Here is a 19,860-nt window from a genome sequence, read left to right as displayed (position 1 = left end):
GCTCCCGGAAAGGTTTCGATGATTCGATTTGTGCTGTCGCTGTTCCTGCTTGCTGTTCCCGCCGTCGCCCACGCGACCGACGCCGGCTGGGCGCTGCTGCGTGACGGCGGCCATGTCGTGCTGCTTCGCCACGCACTGGTCACCGGCACCACCGACCCCGCCAATTTCGTCATCGACAACTGTGCCACCCAGGTCAATCTATCGGCGCGCGGCAAGCAGCAGGCGAGCAAGATCGGCGCGCTGTTCGGCGCCCGCGCCGCCCCCATCGAGCGGGTGCTGTCCAGCCGCTATTGCCGCTGCCTCGACACTGCCCGCATCGCCTTCGAAGCGGAGCCGGAGCTTTTTGCGCCGCTCGACCTCCTGAGGAGCGATCCGACCGAGAAGGCCGCGCAGCTCGACGCGGTGATGAAGGAAATCCGCGCCTACACCGGTTCCGACAATCTGGTCATGGTCACGCATCTCGAAAACATCGTCGCGCTGACCGGCGTCTCGCCGCGCGAGGGCGAAGCGGTGGTGGTCGAGCCGCAGGGCGATGGCTTGCGCGTGCTCGGCCGCGTCACGTTCTGAGAGAGCCAGTGGTCAAGCTCCGTGAAAACTTAGCTGACGTAACGTCAACTGGAAGGGCCACCGGCTTGTCGGGCGGCCCTTCTTGTCTTCACGGGAGGGCCATCCCATCTGCGCCCCGCGCATCAGGCCTTTTCCTGCCGGGAAAAACCGATTAGACAGCGCCCAAACCAGATGCGGACAGATTCCGCCCGCAACCGAAGGAAGAGCCCTTGTCCACCACGTTCGACAAAGTCGCCAAGATCATTGCCGACACCAGCGAGATCGATATCGACACCATCACTCCCGAGAGCCACACGATCGACGATCTCGGCATCGACAGTCTCGATTTCCTCGATATCGTCTTTGCCATCGACAAGGAATTCGGCATCAAGGTGCCGCTGGAAAAGTGGACCCAGGAAGTCAATGACGGCAAGGCTTCGACCGACGATTACTTCGTCATGAAGAACCTGTGCGCCAAGATCGACGCGCTGGTCGCCGCCAAGACCGCCTGATATCGGCTGGCGCGCGGCCTTGACGGGCTGCGCCGCCTGACCCACAAAGCCGCTCATGAGCAGCCCTCGCGACGTCGTCATCACCGGTATCGGCCTTGTCTCCTCGCTGGGAGAGGGTCCGGATACCCACTGGCAGAAGCTGGCGCAGCCCGGCCTGCAGCCGGTGCTCGAATCCGCGCGCTTTGCGCCCTACACCGTGCATCCACTGCCGGAGATCGACTGGAACCTGCAGATCGCCAAGCGAGGCGACCAGCGGCAGATGGAAACATGGCAGCGGCTCGGCACCTATGCGGCCGGCATGGCGCTGGACGACGCCGGCATCAAGGGCAATGACGAGCTCTGCACGACCATGGACATGGTTGTCGCTGCCGGCGGCGGCGAGCGAGACGAGGCGGTCGATGCCGCCATCCTCGCCGCGTCCGAGAGCCGCAACGACCGCGACGTGCTGCTCAACGAGAAGCTGACCACCGAATTGCGGCCGACGCTTTTCCTGGCCCAGCTCTCCAATCTGCTCGCCGGCAACATCTCCATCGTCCACAAGGTGACGGGATCGTCGAGGACCTTCATGGGCGAGGAAGGTGCCGGCGTCGCCGCCGTCGAGACCGCCGCGGCGCGCATCCGCTCCGGACAGTCGACCCACATACTGGTAGGTGGCGCCTTCCAGACCGAACATTCCGACATGCTGCTCGGCTATGAATTGGCCGGCTATCTGCATCGCGGCCCATGGAAGCCGGTCTGGCAGAGACAGGGCGCCGAGGGCGGCGGCCTGGTCTCCGGCTCCGGCGGCGCCTTCCTGGTGCTGGAGCAGCGCGAACACGCGCAAAGCCGCGGCCGCAAAATCTATGCCGAGCTCGGACCGGTCGTCTCAGGCCGCGCCCGGCGTTCGCGCGGCGAGCTTGACGCCGAGATCGCGACACTGCTCAAACAGGCAACTCTCCCGAACGGCAAGTTGCTGGCCCTGTCGGGCGCATCCGGGGCGCATACCGCAACGTCAGCCGAAAAGGCAGCGCTGGATGCCAATCCGGCGATATCGGCGCGCGGCTTCGCGACGCTGACCGGGCATATGAAGGAAGCGCAGTTTCCATTCGCGGTCGCCCTCGCCGCCCTGGCCGTCGACCGCAAGGCCGCCTACCCCGTTTTCGACGCCGCGGCCGAGAAGCCGTTCGAAGGCATTCCCGAAACCGTGCTCGCAACGGCAATCGGCTATCACCAATTCGAGGGCATGGCGCTGGTCAACGCTGCTTGAAGCAGCGCTGCGCGATCATGCTGCAAAGTTAAGAGGTTCCGGATGGCCAATCTCAGAGATCACATGGGCAGGCCGATCGTCGCCGTCACCGGCATTGGCGTGGTAACGTCGCTCGGCATCGGCAAGGCCGATAACTGGGCGGCACTGACCTCCGGCAAATCGGGCATCCACCCGATCACCCGCTTTCCCGTCGACCACCTCAACACTCGCATCTCCGGCATGGTCGATTTCCTCGACTCAAGCTCGAAAGGCGCCAGCCTGCTGACCTACGAACTGGCCGAAACCGCCGCGAATGAGGCGGTGGCCGAATCCGGCCTCGATTCCTCTGATTTCGGTGGCCCGCTCTTCCTCGCCTCGCCGCCGGTCGAACTCGACTGGCACGACCGCTTCGCGCTTTACAATTCCGACGGCAAAGGCGCCGGCGCCGAAAGGCTGCTCAGGGTGGCGCGCGGGCTGAAGGAAACAGATACGTTCGCAAGCACGCAGTTCGGCGCGATCGCCGACCGGCTGGCCGACCGCTTTGGCACGCGCGGCCTGCCGATCACGCTGTCGACGGCCTGCGCTTCGGGCGCCACCGCCATCCAGCTCGGCGTCGAAGCGATCCGCCGCGGCGAATGCGACCGGGCGCTGTCGATCGGCGCCGACGGTTCGGCAACCGCCGAGGCGCTGATCCGCTTTTCGTTGCTCTCGGCGCTGTCGACCCACAATGACATCCCTGAAAAGGCGTCAAAACCCTTCTCCAAGGACCGCGACGGCTTTGTGCTGGCCGAAGGCTCCGGCGCGCTGGTGCTGGAATCGCTTGAGGCAGCCCTTGCCCGGGGCGCCAGCGTTCTCGGCCTCCTGCGCGGCTGCGGTGAAAAGGCCGACGATTTCCATCGCACCCGTTCCAAGCCCGACGGTTCGCCGGCGATCGCAGCAGTCCGCGCCGCCCTTGCCGATGCCGGCCTGAGCAAGGACGAGATCGACTACGTCAACGCTCACGGCACCTCGACACCGGAAAACGACAAGATGGAGCATCTGTCGCTGTCGACCGTGTTCGGCGATCGCATCGGCTCGATGCCGGTCTCGTCCAACAAGTCGATGATCGGCCACACGCTGTCGGCGGCCGGCGCCGTCGAAGCGGCGTTTTCGCTGATGACCATGCGCGAAAGCGTCATTCCGCCGACCATCAACTACGACAATCCCGACCCGGCAATCGTGCTCGACGTGGTGCCCAACAAGAAGCGCAATGCCGAGGTTCGTAGCGTTCTGTCGAACTCGTTCGGCTTCGGCGGCCAGAACACTTGCCTTGTCATGGCGCGGGAACCGGTCTAAGCGACCTTTTTCAGCCAGACTGAACTGACAGGCCCCATGCGCGCACTGCAACTTATCGAGGACCGCCGTCTTGAAACGGTGGACCTGCCGCCCCCGCCGCCCCCCGCATTGGGCGAAGTCACGCTGCGCATCAAGGCGGTGGCGCTGAACCATATCGACGTCTGGGGCTGGCGTGGCATGGCCTTCGCCAAGCGTAAGCTGCCGCTGGTCGTCGGCGCCGAAGCCTCCGGCGAGGTCGAAGCTGTCGGCCCCGGCGTCTCCAGCCTGCTGCCCGGACAATTGCTGTCGATCTACGGCGCGCGCACCTGCGGCCTTTGCCGCGCCTGCCGCGAAGGCCGCGACAATCTCTGCGAACATGTCTCGGGCGTCCACGGCTTCCATCTCGACGGCTTTGCCCAGGAGAAGATCAACCTGCCGGCGCGCCTGCTGGTCCCTGCTCCTCCCGGCGTGACCGATGTCGGCGCGGCTGTCGCCCCCGTCACCTTCGGCACCGTCGAGCACATGCTGTTCGACAATGCCAAGCTGCAGCCCGGCGAAACCATCCTCATCCATGCCGGCGGCTCCGGCATCGGCTCGGCGGCGATCCAGCTGGCCAAGCGCATGGGTTGCACCATCATCACCACGGTCGGTTCCAACGACAAGATCGACAAGGCCAAGGCGCTCGGCGCCGACCATGTCATCAACTACCGCGACGATCGTTTCGAAGGCGTCGTGCGCAAGCTCACCAGGAAGAAGGGCGTCGACGTCGTCTTCGAACATGTCGGCGCCGACACCTTTGCCGCCTCGATGCTGTGCCTCAAGCGCGGCGGCCGCCTGGTCACCTGCGGCTCGACCTCCGGCGTGTCGACGCAGATCAATCTGATGCAGCTGTTCCAGCAGCAGCTGAAGCTGCTTGGGTCCTTCGGCTGCCGCATGGAGAACATGGCCAACGCCATGCAGAAGATGGCGGCGGGACAGGTCGCACCTGTTATCGACACCGAAGTCGGCTTCGACGGCATCGACGCCGCGTTGAAGCGCATGGAAGGCCGCGACGTGTTCGGCAAGATCATCCTGCGCGTTTCTTAGGACTATGGTCGGCAAGGTGTTCAAGAAAGCCCGCCGGGACTTCATGTTCCGCTATGGCCGAAGACTGCGCCAGATGGAGCACTGGCTGGTGGCGCGCGTGGCGATGACGATCATCTCGCTGCTGCGCCTTTTGCCCGCCGACAGCGCGCTCAATTTTGCCGACCGGGCGGCACGCCGCATCGGTCCGCGCGTCGGGCGCCACCGCGTCGCCGTCAACAATCTGCGCCTTGCCTATCCCGAAAAGAGCGATGCCGAGATCGAGGCCATCGCCTCCGACATGTGGGGCAACATGGCCCGGCTCGCCGCCGAATACATCTTTCTCGACGCGCTCTTCGACTATGATCCGAACGCAGCGACGCCCGGCCGCGTCGAAGTTGGCGGCGCCGATCATTTCCATCAGATAGCTGGCGAGGACAAACCGCATATCCTGTTCACCGGCCATCTCGGCAATTTCGAACTGCTGCCGGTGGCTGCCGCGACGTTCGGCATGAAGATCACGGCGCTGTTTCGTCCGCCGAACAATCCTTACCTCGCCGATTATATCCATTCGACGCGGCGTTCGAGCATGGGCGCCTTGCTGCCGTCTTCGACCGGCGCCTCCTTCGCGCTGGCGTCGATTCTGGAGAAAGGCGGCAATATCGGCGTGCTGGTCGACCAGAAATTCTCTAGCGGACTGGAGACAATCTTCTTTAACCGCCCATGCCAGAGCAATCCGGTTCTGGGCATGCTCGCCCGTCACTATGATTGCGACGTCTATCCGGCGCGATGTGTGCGGCTGCCTGGCAACCGCTTCCGCCTCGAGATCGAGGACAAGCTGACCTTGCCGCGCAATGAAAGCGGCAGCGTCGATGTCGCGGCCACCACCCAACTGCTCGCCAACGTGGTCGAGCGCTGGGTGCGCGAGGATCCGGGACAGTGGATGTGGTTCCACAAAAGGTGGGAAATCTCAGGCCGGCGTCGCCGCCGGCGCGGACAGGCCAACGCCACCGGCCAGGGGCAGCGTCAATCTTAAGTCGTCGAAAGCCTCAGTTCGTCACAACGATCCGCGTATTGCCGAAGCCGACTTCGCGCACCATCGCATAGAACATCGCGGCATTGGCGGTGTGCAGCCGAACGCAGCCATGCGATGCCGGACGCCCTAGCTGCCTGACCGCGCCGGTGCCGTGGATGGCGTAGCCGCCATGGAAGAACACCGAGTAAGGCATTGGCGACATGTGGTATTTCTTCGAATACCACATCCGCGCCGTGCGTTGCGGCCGATAGGTGCCGCGCGGCGTGAAATAGCCACTGCGGGCGGTCGACACGCTCCAGCGATAAAGCACCTGGCCGTATTGGCTGACGGTCATGGTCTGCGACGAGACGTCGATGCTGGCCACCAGCGAGGCAGCCCTGCTTTCGATGGACGTGCCGAACAGCATCGCCGCAAAAGCAGCTGCCATGAGAACGATTTTAGTCATGAGATCAAACCCCTTTGATGCCCCTTGCCTGCCCTGTCATCACGCGGTTTTTCATCTTTTTAACGACAGGTGAGTGATCTAACACACACTCCTTGATAAATTCGCCAATCTAAAGCAGCGAATTTGAACGATTTTCCCGCCATAGTTGCCGCTGCGACACGAAGTTTCGGCGCCAGTGGCGCGATGCTTGCAAAACCACCCCCTTGCCTGCTCAAATCCGGGAATGAACGAACGACTCTTCAAAGCGATAGACGCCCGTGTTGATGACTTGGTCGCACTGACCGCCGACCTGATCCGCTTCCCGACCATCAACCCGCCTGGCGAAGCCTATCGCCCCTGCGTCGAATATATAGGTGTGCGCCTAGGCAGGCTTGGCTTCGAAACCGAATTCATCCGCGCCGAAGGCACGCCCGGCGATACCGACCGCTATCCCCGCGTCAATGTCGTCGCCCGCTTCGACGGCCGCTCGCCTGGGGCCTGCGTCCATTTCAACTCGCACATCGATGTGGTCGAAGCCGGCGAGGGCTGGAGCGTCGATCCCTTTGCCGGCGTGGTGAAGGACGGCAAGGTCTACGGGCGCGGCGCCTGCGACATGAAAGGGGGCATGGCCGCCTCGATCATCGCGGCGGAAGCCTTCATGGAGGTATTCCCCGACTTTCCTGGCGCCATCGAAATCTCCGGCACCGTCGATGAAGAGTCCGGCGGCTTCGGCGGCGTCGCCCATCTGGCGAAGCTTGGCTATTTCTCGAAACCCAAGGTCGACCACGTCATCATCCCCGAGCCGCTGAACAAGGACCGCATCTGTCTTGGCCATCGCGGCGTCTGGTGGGCGGAGATCGAGACCAAGGGCGAGATCGCGCATGGCTCGATGCCGTTCCTCGGCGACAATGCCGTGCGCCACATGGGCGCCGTGCTGCAGGCCTTCGAGGATGAACTGTTTCCGGCGCTCGATCGCAAGGTGACGCGCATGCCTGTCGTGCCCGAAGGCGCAAAGCGCTCGACCATGAACATCAACTCGATCCATGGCGGCCAGACTGAGGATTTCCGCCCCGGCCTGCCCTCACCCAACGTGCCCGACGCCTGCCGGCTGACCATCGATCGCCGCTTCCTGCTCGAGGAGGACCTTGCCACGGTCAAGAGCGAGGTGACCGATATCCTCGACCGGCTGAAGCGCGAGCGCAAAAAGTTCGACTACGAGATTCGCGACCTGATGGAGGTGCTGCCGCTGATGACCGAGCGCGATGCGCCGGTGGTCAAGGCGGTGGCGCAAGGCATCATGGCGATCTTCGCCCGCGAGCCGGATTATGTCATTTCACCAGGCACTTACGACCAGAAGCACATCGCCCGCATCGGCCACATCTATGATTGCATCGCCTATGGCCCGGGCATTTTGGACCTCGCCCACCGGCCCGACGAATGGGTCGGTATCTCTGATATGGTGGAGTCGGCCAAGGTGATGGCGATCGGGCTCAATGTGCTGCTCAGGGGCACGGCCGCGGGCTGAACCATCGACTTCGCTGAAAAAACATTCCTCCCCGCGCCGCTGCAGAGCACGAAACGCAATTTACTCCACCTCGAAATCACGCTTCTATCGCACAAGGGTTCGAGCATTTGGGAGTTGCACGATGAAATTGTGGAAAACCATTCTTGCCGCCGCGGTGCTGGCACTGGCCGGCAGTCAGGCATTTGCCGCACGCACCGACCTGGTGATCGGCATTCCGCTCGAGCCGCCACATCTCGATCCGACCGCCGGTGCTGCCGCGGCGATCGACGAAGTGCTCTACGCCAACGTCTTCGAGGGCCTGACCCGCATCGGCCCGAATGGCGAAGTGCTGCCCGACCTCGCCGAGAGCTGGGCCATTTCCGACGACGGCAAGGTCTACACCTTCAAGCTGCGCACCGGCGTCAAATTCCATGACGGCAGCGATTTCGATGCCGGCGACGTGAAGTTCTCGCTCGACCGCGCCCGTGCCGACAATTCCGTAAACGCGCAAAAGGCCCTGTTCGCCGCCATCGATACGGTCGAAGTCGTCGATCCGACAACGGTCAAGGTGACGCTGAAGAACCCGCAGGGGTCGTTCCTCTACAATCTGGGCTGGGGCGACGCGGTGATCGTGGCGCCGGAGAGCGCCGACACCAACAAGGAAAAGCCCATCGGCACCGGCCCGTTCAAATTCCAGAGCTGGGCCAAGGGCTCGTCGATCACGCTGGTCAAATCCGACAACTACTGGGGCGCTCCGGTATCCCTCGACAAAGCCGAGTTCCGCATCGTTCCCGACGCCGCCGCCGCCGTGCCGGCGCTGCTCTCGGGCGACATCCAGGCTTTCCCTTTCTTCGATCCCGACAGCGTCGCGCAGGTCAAGGACGATCCGCGCTTCAAGGTGGTGATCGGCTCGACCGAGGGTGAGACCATTCTGGCGATCAACAACAAGAAGCCGCCTTTCGACAAGCTCGAGGTGCGGCAGGCGATTGCCTTCGCGCTCGACCGCAAGGCGATCATCGACGGCGCCTCGGCCGGCCTCGGCGTGCCGATCGGCTCGCACATGTCGCCCGCCAGCAAGGCCTATGTCGACCTCACCGGCCTCTACCCGCACAATGTCGACAAGGCCAAGGAGCTGCTGAAGCAAGCCGGCTTCGAAAACGGCATCAAGGCGACGCTGAAACTGCCGCCGCCTTCCTATGCACGGCTTGGCGGCGAGATCATCGCCTCGCAGCTGCGCGATGTCGGCATCGACCTGGAAATCATTCCGGTCGAATGGGCGCAGTGGCTGGATCAGGTGTTCACCAAGAAGGATTACGACCTGACCATCGTCTCCCACACCGAGCCCAACGACATCGATATCTACTCGCGCAAGGACTACTACTTCAACTACGACAACCCCGCCTTCGACAAGATCATCGCCGAGCTGAACCTCACCTCCGACGACGCCAAGCGCAACACGCTGCTCGGCGAAGCACAGAAGATCCTGGCCGACGACGCCGTGGTCGGCTTCCTCTATGAACTGCCGAAGGTCGGCGTCTGGGACGCCAAGCTGCAGGGCCTGTGGGAAAACGCGCCGATCCAGGCGAATGACCTGACCAAGGTGAAGTGGGCGGATTGAGGCGGCGGGCCAAAGGGCGGCGTTTGCGCTCCGTCACACCCCCCTCTGCCCTGCCGGGCATCTCCCCCGCAAGGGGGGAGATTGGGCTCTCGTCTCCGCTTTCGCCAATTGCCAGCGCCGCAAAGGAAAGCCCGGCGCTGAAACTGCTGATCTCCCCCCTTGCGGGGGGTGAGGAGTGGTCCGCGCAGCGGACGGAAAGCCAACTGCTTGGCTTTCCGAACAACGAACGCCCGAAGCGACAGCGAAGGGCCGGGTCCGGCAGGACAGAGGGGGGTGTGACAGAACGCTGCCTTTGCTCAGTCATCGCACTTGGCAACGCACCATTCCCGCCACCATGACCGCCTACCTCCTCAAACGCCTCGCCATCGCCATCGCAACCTTGATCCTGGCCTCGATGGTCGTCTTCGCCATGCTCGAAATCCTGCCCGGCGATCCGGCGCGGCTGATGCTTGGCCTCAACGCCAGCGCCGAGCAGGTCGAACTCCTGCGCAACCAGATGGGCCTCAACGCGCCGCTTCTCCTGCGCTACCTCCACTGGGTCGGCGGTCTGCTCAGCCTCGATTTCGGCCGCTCCTACACTTATTCGGTGCCGGTCATCGACCTTGTCCGCGAGCGCATGGCGGTTTCCCTGCCGCTGGCGCTGATCGCGCTGGCGCTGTCCACCATCATTGCCATCCCGGTCGGGCTCTATTCCGCCAGCCGGCGCGGCCGGGCCGGTGACACGATCGCCATGGGCGCCGCCCAACTCGGCGTCGCCATCCCGAACTTCTGGTTCGCGCTGATGCTGATCTACCTATTTGCCGTGTGGCTGCGGCTGGTGCCGGCCGGCGGCTTTCCCGGCTGGAGCGCCGGCGCGTGGCCGGCCCTGAAATCGCTGCTGCTGCCGGCCGTAGCACTTGCGCTGCCGCAGGCCGCGATCCTGGCGCGCGTTGCCCGCTCCGCGCTGCTCGAGGTGCTGAACGAGGATTATATCCGCACCGCCCGCGCCAAGGGCCTGCCCTATCGTGCCGTACTATGGCGGCACGCGCTGCGCAACGCGATGATCCCGGTTCTGACCATTCTGGGGCTGCAATTCGCCTTCCTGCTCGCCGGCACCATCATCATCGAGAACGTCTTTTATCTCCCCGGCCTCGGACGGCTGGTGTTCCAGGCGATCACTCAGCGCGACCTGATCGTGGTGGAAAGCATCGTCATGCTGCTGGTCGTCGCCGTCATTGCCGTTAACCTCGTCGTCGACGTCTCCTACGCCATCGTCGATCCGCGCCTTCGAGGCCGGCAATGACGCTGCACATCGACATCCCGCAGGAGACGTTGGGCAGCATTCTGGCCAAGGCCTTCCGCAACCGCTCCTTCCTCATCGGCTTCGCCATCACGGTGCTGGTGGCTGCAATAGCGGTCATCTCCTACGTCTGGACGCCCTACGACGTGACCAAGCTGGTGATCTCGGACAAGACGCTGGCGCCCTCTGCGGCGCACTGGTTCGGCACCGATCATTTCGGCCGCGACATCCTGTCGATGATCATGGTCGGCGCCCGCAACTCGATTGCCGTGGCGCTGGTCGCGGTCGGCATCGGCATGGGCGTCGGCGTGCCGCTCGGCGCCTTCGCCGCGGCGCGCGGCGGGTTTGTCGACGAGGCGCTGATGCGGCTGAACGACCTTGTCTTCGCCTTCCCGGCGCTTTTGTCGGCGATCATGATCACCGCCATCTTCGGACCGGGCGCCATCAACGCCATCATCGCCATCGGCATCTTCAACATCCCGGTGTTTGCGCGCGTCGCCCGCGCCGGCGCGCTGGCGATCTGGCCACGCGAGTTCATTCTCGCCGCGCGCGCCGCCGGCAAGAGCAAGACGCAGATTACAATCGAGCACGTGCTGCCCAACATCGCCACGCTGCTTCTGGTGCAAGGCACCATCCAGTTCGCGCTCGGCATTTTGGCCGAAGCCGGTCTCTCCTATGTCGGCCTCGGCGCCCAGCCGCCAATGCCGAGCTGGGGCCGCATGCTGTTCGACGCGCAGACGCGCATGGTGGTGGCGCCTTGGATGGCGATCTTCCCCGGCATGGCCATCGTCATCACCGTGCTTGGGCTCAATCTGCTCGGTGACGGCATCGCCGACATACTCGACCCGAAATCGCGGCGGCAGCGATGAGCCTGCTGCAGATCGAGAACCTGTCGCTGGCCGTCGGCGACACGCCGATCCTGAAAGGGGTCGAGCTCTCCGTCGCGCCCGGCGAGGTGATGGGCCTGGTCGGTGAATCCGGTTCCGGCAAATCGATGACGGCGCTGACCATCACGCAGCTTCTGCCGCATGCGGCGCGCGCCACCGGCCGCGTGACCTTCGACGGCATCGATATTCTGGCCGCAACCGAGGACCAGATGTGCGCGCTGCGTGGGGACGACATCGGCATGGTGTTCCAGGAGCCGATGACGGCGCTCAACCCCGTCAAGACCATCGGCGAGCAGGTCGCCGAAGGCATACGCTGGCACACCAGGGCAAGCCGTGCCGACGCCGAAGACCGCGCGCGCAAAATGCTCGACCGCGTTGGCCTGCCGGAGGCCAAATTCCCGCTGTCGCGCTATCCGCACGAACTGTCGGGCGGCCAGCGCCAGCGCGTCGTCATCGCCATTGCCTGCGCATTGAAACCCAAGCTGCTCATCGCCGACGAGCCGACCACGGCGCTCGACGTGGTGCTGCAGGCGCAGATCCTCGACCTCTTGCGCGGCTTTGTCAGCGAAAACCGCATGGGCCTGCTTCTGATCTCGCACGATCTCGCCGTCGTCACCGAAATGGCCGACCGCATCACCATCCTGCGTCATGGCGAGGTGATGGAAGCCGGCGACACCGCACGCACGCTATCGGAACAGCTGCATCCCTACACGCGCCAGCTGGCGCTGGCCTCCATGCACGTGCCCGCGCGCGCCAAGGTTCACGCCACCGGCCAGGGCAAACCGCTGCTTGAGGTCGAAGGCGTGACACGGGACTATCCGGGCCGGCGCACCTCCCTGTTCAAGTCAGCGGCTCCAATCCGCGCCGTCGACGACGTGTCCTTGTCGCTGGCGCCGGGCCAATCGGTGGCGCTGGTCGGCCGCTCCGGCTGCGGCAAGTCAACGCTTGCCCGCATGATCCTGGCGCTCGACAAATCGACATCGGGAACGATCCGCTTTCGCGGCGAGACCATCACCGGCAAAAGCGAGGCGGAGCTCAAAGCCGCGCGGCGCGACATGCAGGTGGTGTTCCAGGATCCCTACGGCTCTTTCGACCCGCGCCAGAAGGTCGAGAAACTGGTCGCCGAGCCGCTGCATGTACTGGAGACGAAGCCGACACCGGCCGAGCGGCGCGAGATGGTGGCGCATGCGCTGCACGAGGTCGGCCTCGGCGTCAGCGACATGGACAAATATCCGCATGAGTTTTCCGGCGGCCAGCGCCAGCGCCTGTCGATCGCCCGCGCCATCATCACAAGGCCGAAGCTGGTCGTCGCCGACGAGCCGGTCTCGGCGCTCGACGTGTCGATCCGCGCCCAGATCCTCGATCTGTTCGCAGAGCTCAACCAGAAGCTCGGCATCGGCTATCTCTTCATCACTCACGATTTGACCGTCGCCCGCGCCATCACCGATGAGGTGCTGGTCATGCATGACGGCAGGATCGTCGAGCGCGGCAAGACCGGCGACGTGCTCGATCATCCGCAGTCGGAGGCGGCCAGGGCGCTGGTCGCGGCTGCGCCCGATCTGCATCGGGCGATCGCTCGCCGTATGCAGGAACAGGGCTGAGTGACCGGTTCGCGGAGCGAATTTATCGTGCCAGTGGCACGATGAAAGGTCACGAACGCTGGGACGCTGCGAAGCAGCGGGGACCCGGCTGGGCGGCCGTTGCCCCTGGTCTGCCTCACTCCTCCGGCTTCACCACATCGACCGGGCTGATGTCGAGCAAATCGAGCGTGCGGCGCAGCAGCCGCACTTCGCTCTCGGCCAGCTTGGAATCGGCTTTGGCGATTTCCGCCATGTGGAGCGCCAGCAACTTGCGCCGTTCGACATCGAGATCGCGGAACAGCGCAATGGCTTGCGAACCGTTGGTCTCGTAGCCGAAATCATTGAGATATTCGATGACCGCGTCGATGCTGGTTTCCGGGATGCCGAAGGCGTCCTTGCAGATACGCCGGAAGGCGACCATTTCGCTCTCCGAAACCGAGCCGTCGGCCAGGATCATGCGAAACAGCATCAAGAGTTCCGCCGACAGCACGGGGTCGTCGGCAACCTTGCGCACGCCGGGGTCACCATCGAAGATCGAGCGTATCTGGTCGAGCAATGCCATCGCCAACAGTGTCCCTTTTTTCCGAGCCCGCCCAGTGCAAACCCAAAACTGCCCAGCGGTATTGGGATAATGACATGCACCACAGGAAATCCAAGCGCAACGCGCTTGGATGGACGTAGCGCGGAATCGGCCTTGCGCAAACCGGATGGCCATGAGAAGGCGCGGCACCACCTTTCCCGCCGGAATGTTCAGAAAATCCCGATGCTCGACCTCGCCACCCAGACCGTCATCATGCTTGCCTTGGCCGCTTTTGCAGCCGGCTTTGTCGATTCGATAGCCGGCGGCGGCGGGCTGATCACCATCCCGGCCCTGCTGCTTGCCGGCTTCCCGCCGGTCGCAGCACTTGGAACCAACAAGCTGCAGGGCATTTTCGGCACCGCTTCGGCGACCATCCACTACGCCATGAAGGGCCATGTCGATCTGCGCCGACAGCTGCCATCGGCGCTTCTGGCCCTTGCCGGCAGTGCCGTCGGCGCCTTGCTGGCGGCATTCGTGCCGGGTGATCTCCTGCGAGCGCTGCTGCCGCTGCTTTTGATCGCCATCGCGATCTACTTCGCCGTGAAACCCAACATGAACGATGTCGACCGCGCCGAGCGCCTGTCGCACTTCCTGTTCGGGCTGGTCATCGCCCCTTTGGTCGGCTTCTATGACGGGCTGTTCGGGCCGGGAGCCGGCTCCTTCTATATGCTGGCCTTCGTCAGCCTTGCCGGCTTCGGCGTGCTCAAGGCGACGGCACACACCAAGCTGCTCAATTTCGCCTCCAACATTGGCGGCTTCATCGTCTTTGCCGTCGCCGGCGTCGTCTACTGGAAGATCGGGCTGATGATGGGCGTCGCCCAGTTCCTCGGCGCCCGGCTCGGCGCCAGCCTTGCCATCCGCATCGGCGCCCGGCTGATCAAGCCGCTGCTGGTGATCATCTGCCTGTCGCTGGCGGTGAAGCTGCTGGCCGACCCGGCGAACCCATTGCGCCAGCTGATTGGTGTATAAGCCTCACGCCTGATAGAGTGCCGTTGTACGAATCATGTTGGAGGGACCACACATGAATCTTAGTGCACCCACTCAGCTTGTTTTCATCATATCCCTAGTTATCGCCATCATCGGCGTGCTCGCCGCGCTTGGCGTTCTTGCGTTCATTCCTCTGGCTGCGGTGTGGATTGTCCTCATCGCATACATCGTGCTTGCCGCCGCCTGCCTGATGCGCGGCGCCTAGGCACCCGCGACTTCTGCATTCGAAGCGCCCGGTCAAAGCCGGGCGCTTTTGCTTTGGATGCATGGTCTGTTAGGCTCTTCCGCGCGGAAGGATGACCATGAAGCAAAGCGGACGCGCAGACCCGAGGATGACGAAACGATGGGCGGCCCTACCTCGCTAACCCAAAAATCGCATTGCAATCGAGATGGCGCTCCAGTTCGGCTGCGATCTCGTCCAGAGCGTTTTCCACGTCCGCCCGATAGTCGACGCCGCCGCCTTTCACGCCGAGGCTTTCCAGGAATCTCGCCCGGAAAGCGTCGGCGGAAAACAGGCCGTGCAGATAGCTGCCAAAAACCTTGCCATCGGCGGAAATGGCACCGTCGTCGATGCCGTTGATCACAGCCGACGGCCGCGCCATGTCCGGCCCGGTGGTGCGGCCGAGATGGATTTCGTAGCCCTCGAGCGCCAAGCCGAACGGCACCGAGCGCGCGCTGACATTGCGCACCGTCTTTTCCGGTTCCATCACCGTCTCGATGTCGAGCAGACCAAGACCTTCCGCCTCGGTGACGCTGCCCTCGATGCCATCGGGATCGCGCACCAGGCGGCCGAGCATCTGGAAACCGCCGCAAATGCCGACGATATGGCCGCCGCGTTTGCGGTGCGCGAGGAGATCGCGATCCCAGCCATTCTCGCGGAATTTCATGAGATCCCCGATCGTCGATTTGGAACCGGGAATGACCACCAGGCCGGCTTCCTCCGGCAAGCGCTGCCCTGGCGGCACGAACACCACTTCGACCTGCGGCTCGGCCTTGAGCGGGTCGAGGTCGTCGAAATTGGCGATGCGGCCAAGCATCGGCACGGCGACCTTCAACGCCCGCTTCTCGCCCGATGCCAGGCGTTCGAGCACGACCGAATCCTCCGAAGGCAATCGCGCCGCCGCCTTCAGCCACGGCACGACGCCAAAGCAGCGCCAGCCGGTGAAGCTTTCGATCGACCGGATGCCGTCGTCGAACAGCGAGACATCGCCGCGGAACTTATTGATGAGGTAGCCGACGATCATGCGCCTGTCTTCCTCCGGCAGGATCAGATGCGTGCCGGCGACCGAAGCGATGACGCCACCGCGGTCGATGTCGCCGACCAGGATGACCGGCACGTCGGCGCGCGTGGCAAAGCCCATATTGGCGATGTCGCGGCTGCGCAGGTTGATTTCGGCCGGCGATCCGGCGCCCTCGACGACGACCAGATCGGCGCCCTCACCGACCTTCGTCCAGGACTCCAGCACGGCGTCCATCAGCCCCGCTTTCATTGTCTGGTAGTCGCGCGCTCGCGCCTCGCCGAACACCTTGCCCTGCACGATCACCTGCGAACCGATATCGCTCTGGGGTTTGAGCAGCACCGGATTCATATGCACGGTCGGCTGAACACCACACGCCAGCGCTTGCAGCCATTGCCCACGGCCAATCTCGCCGCCGCCGGGGCGGTTGTCGCCCGGAATGTCGGCGACGGCGGCATTGTTCGACATGTTCTGCGGCTTGAACGGCCTGACTTTCAGCCCGCGATTCCTGGCCGCGCGGCAGAGCCCCGCCACCAGCACCGTCTTGCCGACATCCGAACCCGTGCCTTGCAGCATGATCGCCTTGGCCATGCTCAGCCCCTGCCCTGCGCGCCGGAAACGGTCGACTTCTGCGACAGCGGCCCGCCGCGCCAGATGTAGAGCGCCAGCAACGGTTCGCTGCCGGTGCGCATGGCATGGCTGACATTGGAGGCGTGATGGATAATTTCGCCCGCCTGGCGGATGTGAAAGCCGCCCTCGCCCATGCGCCATTCGGTGCCGCCGGTCAGCGGAATGTAGATCTCCTCGGCAATGTGATGATGGTCGGGATAGGTGATGCCGGGTCCCAGGATCAGCAATCCGGCCGCGACCTCTTCATTGGCGAAATGGCCGCGCGTGCCAAACACCTCCAGCCAGCCGTAGTTCTGCAAGAACGCTTCACCAAAATCGCTCGCGTTGTAGGTCTGCCCCCAGCACAGATCGTCACGACGCTCCGCCAGCAGTTGCACCAGAGGCTGCGGGTCCGGCGGCGCCAGTTCGACAATGCGGTCGAGCAGACCAAGGCAAGGCAGCGGATGCACTTCGAGCACGCGCGCCGTCATATTCCAGCCGATCCGGGTCACGGCGTCCCGCACCAGCGCGTTGTCCACGCCCCGGAGATAGGCATGGAAGCGGTCGAGCAATTCGTCGAAATATGTCGGCACGCAATGCTCCGTTGATCCATTCATGCACAGCGGCTGCGCGGCGAGCCGGGTTGCGCGGCGGCATCATTGGTCTAGATTGAGCGGCGCGCAAAGCCAAAAACAACAGGCCAGCAAGCCAACCCCAGCTGGGGAACACAGGGAGCACGCCATGGACGCCGCGGTCGATGCGAGCACCAGCCAGTTCGAGCTCAACGAGGAACAGCGCGCCATCCAGGAGATGGCACAGGCCTTCGCCGCCGATCGCGTTGCGCCCAATGCGCTCGAATGGGACCGGGCAAGACACTTTCCCGCCGATGTAATCCGCGAGACCGGCCCGCTCGGCCTCGGCGGCATCTATGTCAGGGACGATGTCGGCGGCTCGGCGCTCGGCCGGCTCGACGCCGTGCTGATCTTCGAGGCACTGTCGCACGCCGATCCGGCGTTTTCCTCCTTCATCTCGATCCACAATATGGCGGCGTCGATGATCGACCGCTTCGGCGACGACGAGCAGCGCCAACGCTTCCTGCCGAAGCTGACCTCGATGGAATGGCTGGCGAGCTACTGCCTGACCGAGCCGGGCTCAGGCTCGGATGCCGCGGCGCTGAAGACGCGCGCGGTGAAGAGCGGCGTCGACTATGTGCTTAACGGCGCCAAGCAGTTCATCTCCGGGGCCGGCGACAGCGACCTCTATGTCGTCATGGCGCGCACCGGCGCCGACGGGCCGAAGGGCATTTCCACCTTCGTCGTGCCGAAGGATGCGCCCGGCCTCTCCTTCGGCGCCAACGAGCACAAGATGGGCTGGCACATGCAGTCGACCCGCCAGGTGATCTTCGAGGACTGCAAGGTGCCGGCTGCAAACCTGCTGTCGGGGGAAGGCGCAGGTTTCGGCATCGCCATGGCCGGCCTTGACGGCGGCCGCCTCAACATTGCGGCATGCTCGCTCGGCGGCGCGCAATCGGCGCTCGACAAGGCTTTGGCCTATACGGGCGAACGCAAAGCCTTCGGCTCGAAGATCAACCAGTTCCAGGCGCTGCAGTTCCGGCTGGCCGACATGGAAACCGAACTGCAGGCGGCACGCATTTTCCTCTATGCTGCCGCCTCGAAGCTAGACCGCAAGGCGCCGGACGCCGGCAAATGGTCGGCCATGGCCAAGCGCTTCGTCACCGACATCGGCTTCAACGTCGCCAACGAGGCGCTGCAGCTGCATGGCGGCTACGGCTATCTCCATGATTACGGCATCGAAAAACTGGTGCGCGACCTGCGCGTCCACCAGATCCTCGAAGGCACCAACGAGATTATGCGCGTGATTATCGCGCGGGCGTTGATCGGACGGCAGTAGGCAGTAGGCAGTAGGCAGTAGGCAGTAGGCAAAGGATGACCGCCAAGATCAACTCGTACAAGGATCTTATCGTATGGCAGCAGGCGATGGATCTGGCTGTCAGCACCTACTCATTGACCAAGACATGGCCCAAAGAGGAATTGTATGGGCTGACCAGCCAAATCCGCCGTTCAGCAACCTCTATCCCTGCAAACATCGCGGAAGGCTATGGCCGAGACAACCGAGGCTCCTATCAGCAATTTCTCAGGATAGCCCAAGGCTCGCTGAAGGAGTTCGAGACACACCTCCAAATCGCTCAACGCATTGGCGTTGCCACGCATGGGCAAGCTGAGCACCTGCTTCTGGCGGCCGAGGCCATCGGAAAGATGCTTCGCCAACTTATTCTCAAACTCGCACCCGAATAGGTCGCCCTACTGCCTACTGCCTACTGCCTACTGCCTACTGCCTACTGCCTACTGCCTACTCATCATGGAGCACCACTATGACCACTGTCGCCTTCATCGGCTTGGGTAATATGGGCAATCCGATGGCTACCAATCTCGTCAAGGCGGGGCACGCGGTGCACGGCTTTGACCTGATGCCGGAAAACCTCACCGTCGCCCGCGAGCATGGCGTCATTGTCATGGCGAATGCCGTGGCGGCGGTGAAGGACGCCGATGTCGTGATCACCATGCTTCCCGCCGGCAAGCACGTGCTCTCGGTCTACGAGGACATCGCACCCAAGGCCAAACCAGGCGCCCTGTTCATTGATTCCTCGACCATCGATGTCGAGTCGGCCCGCAAGGCGCATGCCGTAGCAAGGGAACACGGGCTGCATTCGATCGACGCCCCCGTCTCCGGCGGCACCGGCGGTGCTGCTGCGGGAACACTGACCTTCATGGCCGGCGGCGCCAAGGATGCCTTCGCCAAGGCCGAACCGGTCCTGAAGCCGATGGCAGGCCGCATCGTCCATTGCGGTGACGACGGCGCCGGTCAGGCAGCCAAAATCTGCAATAACATGATGCTCGGCATTTCGATGATCGGCGTCGCAGAGGCCTTCGTGCTGGCCGAAAAGCTCGGCCTCTCGCATCAGGCCCTGTTCGACGTTGCCTCGACCTCGTCGGGCCAGTGCTGGTCGCTGACCACCTATTGCCCGGTGCCGGGTCCCGTGCCGGCCTCACCCGCCAACCGCGACTACAAACCGGGCTTTGCCGCAGCACTCATGCTGAAGGACCTGAAACTGGCGCAGGAGGCGGCCCAAAGCGCCGGCGCGGTGACGCCAATGGGGGCCGAAGCGGCCCAGCTTTATGCGCTGTTCAACGCCCAGGGAAATGGCGGATCGGATTTTTCCGGCATCATAAATTTCCTTCGCGGCAGTTCTCTATAAGTTTTCGAATTTGGCAGCGCTTTTCTCGATTTTTATTGCGCGGAAAAATTGCAAATTTAGATTTGCTTAAGCTCTCGATAACCCGGCGGTAACGATGTGCCTATATAACGGATGGCGAGGCGGACATATCGCATCCGCCCGGCGCTCCGGATCAGGTCTCGCGTACCGGAGCCCGTAAGTTT

The 19,860-nt window shown here is 63.7% G+C and carries 20 protein-coding genes; 16 read left to right on the top strand and 4 right to left on the bottom strand.

Features of this window, described 5'->3' with window-relative positions:
- The first annotated feature begins 18 nt into the window (after nt 1-18).
- From NKK50_RS03200 to NKK50_RS03175, 6 genes are all read left to right on the top strand, one after another.
- A complete protein-coding gene (locus NKK50_RS03200; protein WP_023670442.1) occupies nt 19-567 on the top strand; it encodes a histidine phosphatase family protein in 549 nt (182 codons plus the stop codon).
- Between the two features lie 209 nt (nt 568-776).
- Nucleotides 777-1,058: an acyl carrier protein gene (locus tag NKK50_RS03195; RefSeq protein WP_010909964.1), complete on the top strand. Its 282-nt coding sequence runs from the start codon at nt 777-779 to the stop codon at nt 1,056-1,058.
- A gap of 55 nt (nt 1,059-1,113) precedes the next feature.
- Nucleotides 1,114-2,304: a beta-ketoacyl-ACP synthase gene (locus tag NKK50_RS03190; RefSeq protein ID WP_023833824.1), complete on the top strand. Its 1,191-nt coding sequence runs from the start codon at nt 1,114-1,116 to the stop codon at nt 2,302-2,304.
- A gap of 42 nt (nt 2,305-2,346) precedes the next feature.
- Nucleotides 2,347-3,618, top strand: coding sequence for a beta-ketoacyl-ACP synthase (locus tag NKK50_RS03185; RefSeq protein WP_023833825.1), 1,272 nt, complete (start codon nt 2,347-2,349; stop codon nt 3,616-3,618).
- Nucleotides 3,619-3,654: 36 nt separating this feature from the next.
- On the top strand, nt 3,655-4,683 hold the full coding sequence (locus NKK50_RS03180) for a zinc-binding dehydrogenase (RefSeq protein ID WP_023815478.1): 1,029 nt from the start codon (nt 3,655-3,657) through the stop codon (nt 4,681-4,683).
- 4 nt (nt 4,684-4,687) lie between these two features.
- Nucleotides 4,688-5,695, top strand: coding sequence for a lipid A biosynthesis lauroyl acyltransferase (locus NKK50_RS03175; RefSeq protein ID WP_031204004.1), 1,008 nt, complete (start codon nt 4,688-4,690; stop codon nt 5,693-5,695).
- A 13-nt stretch (nt 5,696-5,708) separates the two neighbouring features.
- On the opposite strand, the gene NKK50_RS03170 is transcribed toward NKK50_RS03175, so the two are convergent.
- A complete protein-coding gene (locus NKK50_RS03170; protein ID WP_023681747.1) occupies nt 5,709-6,140 on the bottom strand; it encodes a L,D-transpeptidase in 432 nt (143 codons plus the stop codon).
- Nucleotides 6,141-6,363: 223 nt separating this feature from the next.
- On the opposite strand from NKK50_RS03170, the gene NKK50_RS03165 reads away from it, so the two are divergent.
- The 5 genes from NKK50_RS03165 (at nt 6,364) to NKK50_RS03145 (ending at nt 13,008) form a co-directional block, all read left to right on the top strand.
- Entirely contained in the window at nt 6,364-7,644 is a 1,281-nt protein-coding gene (locus NKK50_RS03165; protein ID WP_023833827.1) for an acetylornithine deacetylase/succinyl-diaminopimelate desuccinylase family protein, read from the top strand.
- 121 nt (nt 7,645-7,765) lie between these two features.
- A complete protein-coding gene (locus tag NKK50_RS03160; RefSeq protein ID WP_023744734.1) occupies nt 7,766-9,241 on the top strand; it encodes an ABC transporter substrate-binding protein in 1,476 nt (491 codons plus the stop codon).
- A 334-nt stretch (nt 9,242-9,575) separates the two neighbouring features.
- The gene (locus NKK50_RS03155; protein WP_023744733.1) at nt 9,576-10,523 is read left to right on the top strand and encodes an ABC transporter permease; all 948 of its coding nucleotides are present in this window, start codon (nt 9,576-9,578) and stop codon (nt 10,521-10,523) included.
- Complete coding sequence (locus NKK50_RS03150; RefSeq protein ID WP_023691037.1) at nt 10,520-11,389, top strand: ABC transporter permease; 870 nt, start codon at nt 10,520-10,522, stop codon at nt 11,387-11,389. The genes NKK50_RS03155 and NKK50_RS03150 overlap by 4 nt, the downstream gene beginning before the upstream one ends.
- Nucleotides 11,386-13,008, top strand: coding sequence for an ABC transporter ATP-binding protein (locus NKK50_RS03145; protein ID WP_023744731.1), 1,623 nt, complete (start codon nt 11,386-11,388; stop codon nt 13,006-13,008). The genes NKK50_RS03150 and NKK50_RS03145 overlap by 4 nt, the downstream gene beginning before the upstream one ends.
- 115 nt (nt 13,009-13,123) lie before the next feature.
- Here NKK50_RS03145 and NKK50_RS03140 read toward each other — a convergent pair whose 3' ends face one another.
- Entirely contained in the window at nt 13,124-13,555 is a 432-nt protein-coding gene (locus tag NKK50_RS03140) for a TerB family tellurite resistance protein (RefSeq protein ID WP_023688142.1), read from the bottom strand.
- A 195-nt stretch (nt 13,556-13,750) separates the two neighbouring features.
- Between NKK50_RS03140 and NKK50_RS03135 the strand changes: the two genes are divergently transcribed.
- Nucleotides 13,751-14,536, top strand: coding sequence for a TSUP family transporter (locus tag NKK50_RS03135; protein ID WP_352543096.1), 786 nt, complete (start codon nt 13,751-13,753; stop codon nt 14,534-14,536).
- A gap of 52 nt (nt 14,537-14,588) precedes the next feature.
- Nucleotides 14,589-14,759: a hypothetical protein gene (locus tag NKK50_RS03130; protein WP_023670429.1), complete on the top strand. Its 171-nt coding sequence runs from the start codon at nt 14,589-14,591 to the stop codon at nt 14,757-14,759.
- A 148-nt stretch (nt 14,760-14,907) separates the two neighbouring features.
- Here the strand turns inward: NKK50_RS03130 and NKK50_RS03125 are convergent, their stop codons facing one another.
- Both NKK50_RS03125 and NKK50_RS03120 read right to left on the bottom strand, forming a co-directional pair.
- Entirely contained in the window at nt 14,908-16,383 is a 1,476-nt protein-coding gene (locus tag NKK50_RS03125) for a cobyric acid synthase (protein WP_352543095.1), read from the bottom strand.
- A gap of 2 nt (nt 16,384-16,385) precedes the next feature.
- Nucleotides 16,386-16,994, bottom strand: a complete 609-nt coding sequence (locus NKK50_RS03120; protein WP_352543094.1) for a dimethylsulfonioproprionate lyase family protein — start codon at nt 16,992-16,994, stop codon at nt 16,386-16,388.
- 148 nt (nt 16,995-17,142) lie between these two features.
- Here NKK50_RS03120 and NKK50_RS03115 point away from each other — a divergent pair, with 148 nt between their 5' ends.
- The 3 genes from NKK50_RS03115 to mmsB all read left to right on the top strand — a co-directional run bounded on the left by NKK50_RS03115 (nt 17,143) and on the right by mmsB (nt 19,678).
- A complete protein-coding gene (locus NKK50_RS03115; RefSeq protein WP_352543093.1) occupies nt 17,143-18,312 on the top strand; it encodes an isobutyryl-CoA dehydrogenase in 1,170 nt (389 codons plus the stop codon).
- A gap of 35 nt (nt 18,313-18,347) precedes the next feature.
- Nucleotides 18,348-18,716: a four helix bundle protein gene (locus NKK50_RS03110; RefSeq protein ID WP_023744726.1), complete on the top strand. Its 369-nt coding sequence runs from the start codon at nt 18,348-18,350 to the stop codon at nt 18,714-18,716.
- 77 nt (nt 18,717-18,793) lie between these two features.
- Nucleotides 18,794-19,678: a 3-hydroxyisobutyrate dehydrogenase gene (mmsB, locus tag NKK50_RS03105; protein ID WP_352543092.1), complete on the top strand. Its 885-nt coding sequence runs from the start codon at nt 18,794-18,796 to the stop codon at nt 19,676-19,678.
- The last annotated feature ends 182 nt before the right edge of the window (nt 19,679-19,860 follow it).

It is taken from the genome of Mesorhizobium sp. M0001, assembly GCF_040324255.1.
In the GTDB taxonomy this organism is placed as follows: domain Bacteria; phylum Pseudomonadota; class Alphaproteobacteria; order Rhizobiales; family Rhizobiaceae; genus Mesorhizobium.
Note: the sequence above shows the minus strand (reverse complement) of the source record. Positions and strands in the feature narration are given on the sequence as shown.

Coding starts and splice junctions, on each gene's coding strand:
- NKK50_RS03200 (WP_023670442.1), top strand. CDS start 19: ATGATTCGATTTGTGCTGTCGCTGTTCCTGCTTGCTGTTCCCGCCGTC.
- NKK50_RS03190 (WP_023833824.1), top strand. CDS start 1,114: ATGAGCAGCCCTCGCGACGTCGTCATCACCGGTATCGGCCTTGTCTCC.
- NKK50_RS03185 (WP_023833825.1), top strand. CDS start 2,347: ATGGCCAATCTCAGAGATCACATGGGCAGGCCGATCGTCGCCGTCACC.
- NKK50_RS03180 (WP_023815478.1), top strand. CDS start 3,655: ATGCGCGCACTGCAACTTATCGAGGACCGCCGTCTTGAAACGGTGGAC.
- NKK50_RS03175 (WP_031204004.1), top strand. CDS start 4,688: ATGGTCGGCAAGGTGTTCAAGAAAGCCCGCCGGGACTTCATGTTCCGC.
- NKK50_RS03170 (WP_023681747.1), bottom strand. CDS start 6,140: ATGACTAAAATCGTTCTCATGGCAGCTGCTTTTGCGGCGATGCTGTTC.
- NKK50_RS03165 (WP_023833827.1), top strand. CDS start 6,364: ATGAACGAACGACTCTTCAAAGCGATAGACGCCCGTGTTGATGACTTG.
- NKK50_RS03160 (WP_023744734.1), top strand. CDS start 7,766: ATGAAATTGTGGAAAACCATTCTTGCCGCCGCGGTGCTGGCACTGGCC.
- NKK50_RS03155 (WP_023744733.1), top strand. CDS start 9,576: ATGACCGCCTACCTCCTCAAACGCCTCGCCATCGCCATCGCAACCTTG.
- NKK50_RS03150 (WP_023691037.1), top strand. CDS start 10,520: ATGACGCTGCACATCGACATCCCGCAGGAGACGTTGGGCAGCATTCTG.
- NKK50_RS03145 (WP_023744731.1), top strand. CDS start 11,386: ATGAGCCTGCTGCAGATCGAGAACCTGTCGCTGGCCGTCGGCGACACG.
- NKK50_RS03135 (WP_352543096.1), top strand. CDS start 13,751: ATGCTCGACCTCGCCACCCAGACCGTCATCATGCTTGCCTTGGCCGCT.
- NKK50_RS03130 (WP_023670429.1), top strand. CDS start 14,589: ATGAATCTTAGTGCACCCACTCAGCTTGTTTTCATCATATCCCTAGTT.
- NKK50_RS03125 (WP_352543095.1), bottom strand. CDS start 16,383: ATGGCCAAGGCGATCATGCTGCAAGGCACGGGTTCGGATGTCGGCAAG.
- NKK50_RS03115 (WP_352543093.1), top strand. CDS start 17,143: ATGGACGCCGCGGTCGATGCGAGCACCAGCCAGTTCGAGCTCAACGAG.
- NKK50_RS03110 (WP_023744726.1), top strand. CDS start 18,348: ATGACCGCCAAGATCAACTCGTACAAGGATCTTATCGTATGGCAGCAG.
- mmsB (WP_352543092.1), top strand. CDS start 18,794: ATGACCACTGTCGCCTTCATCGGCTTGGGTAATATGGGCAATCCGATG.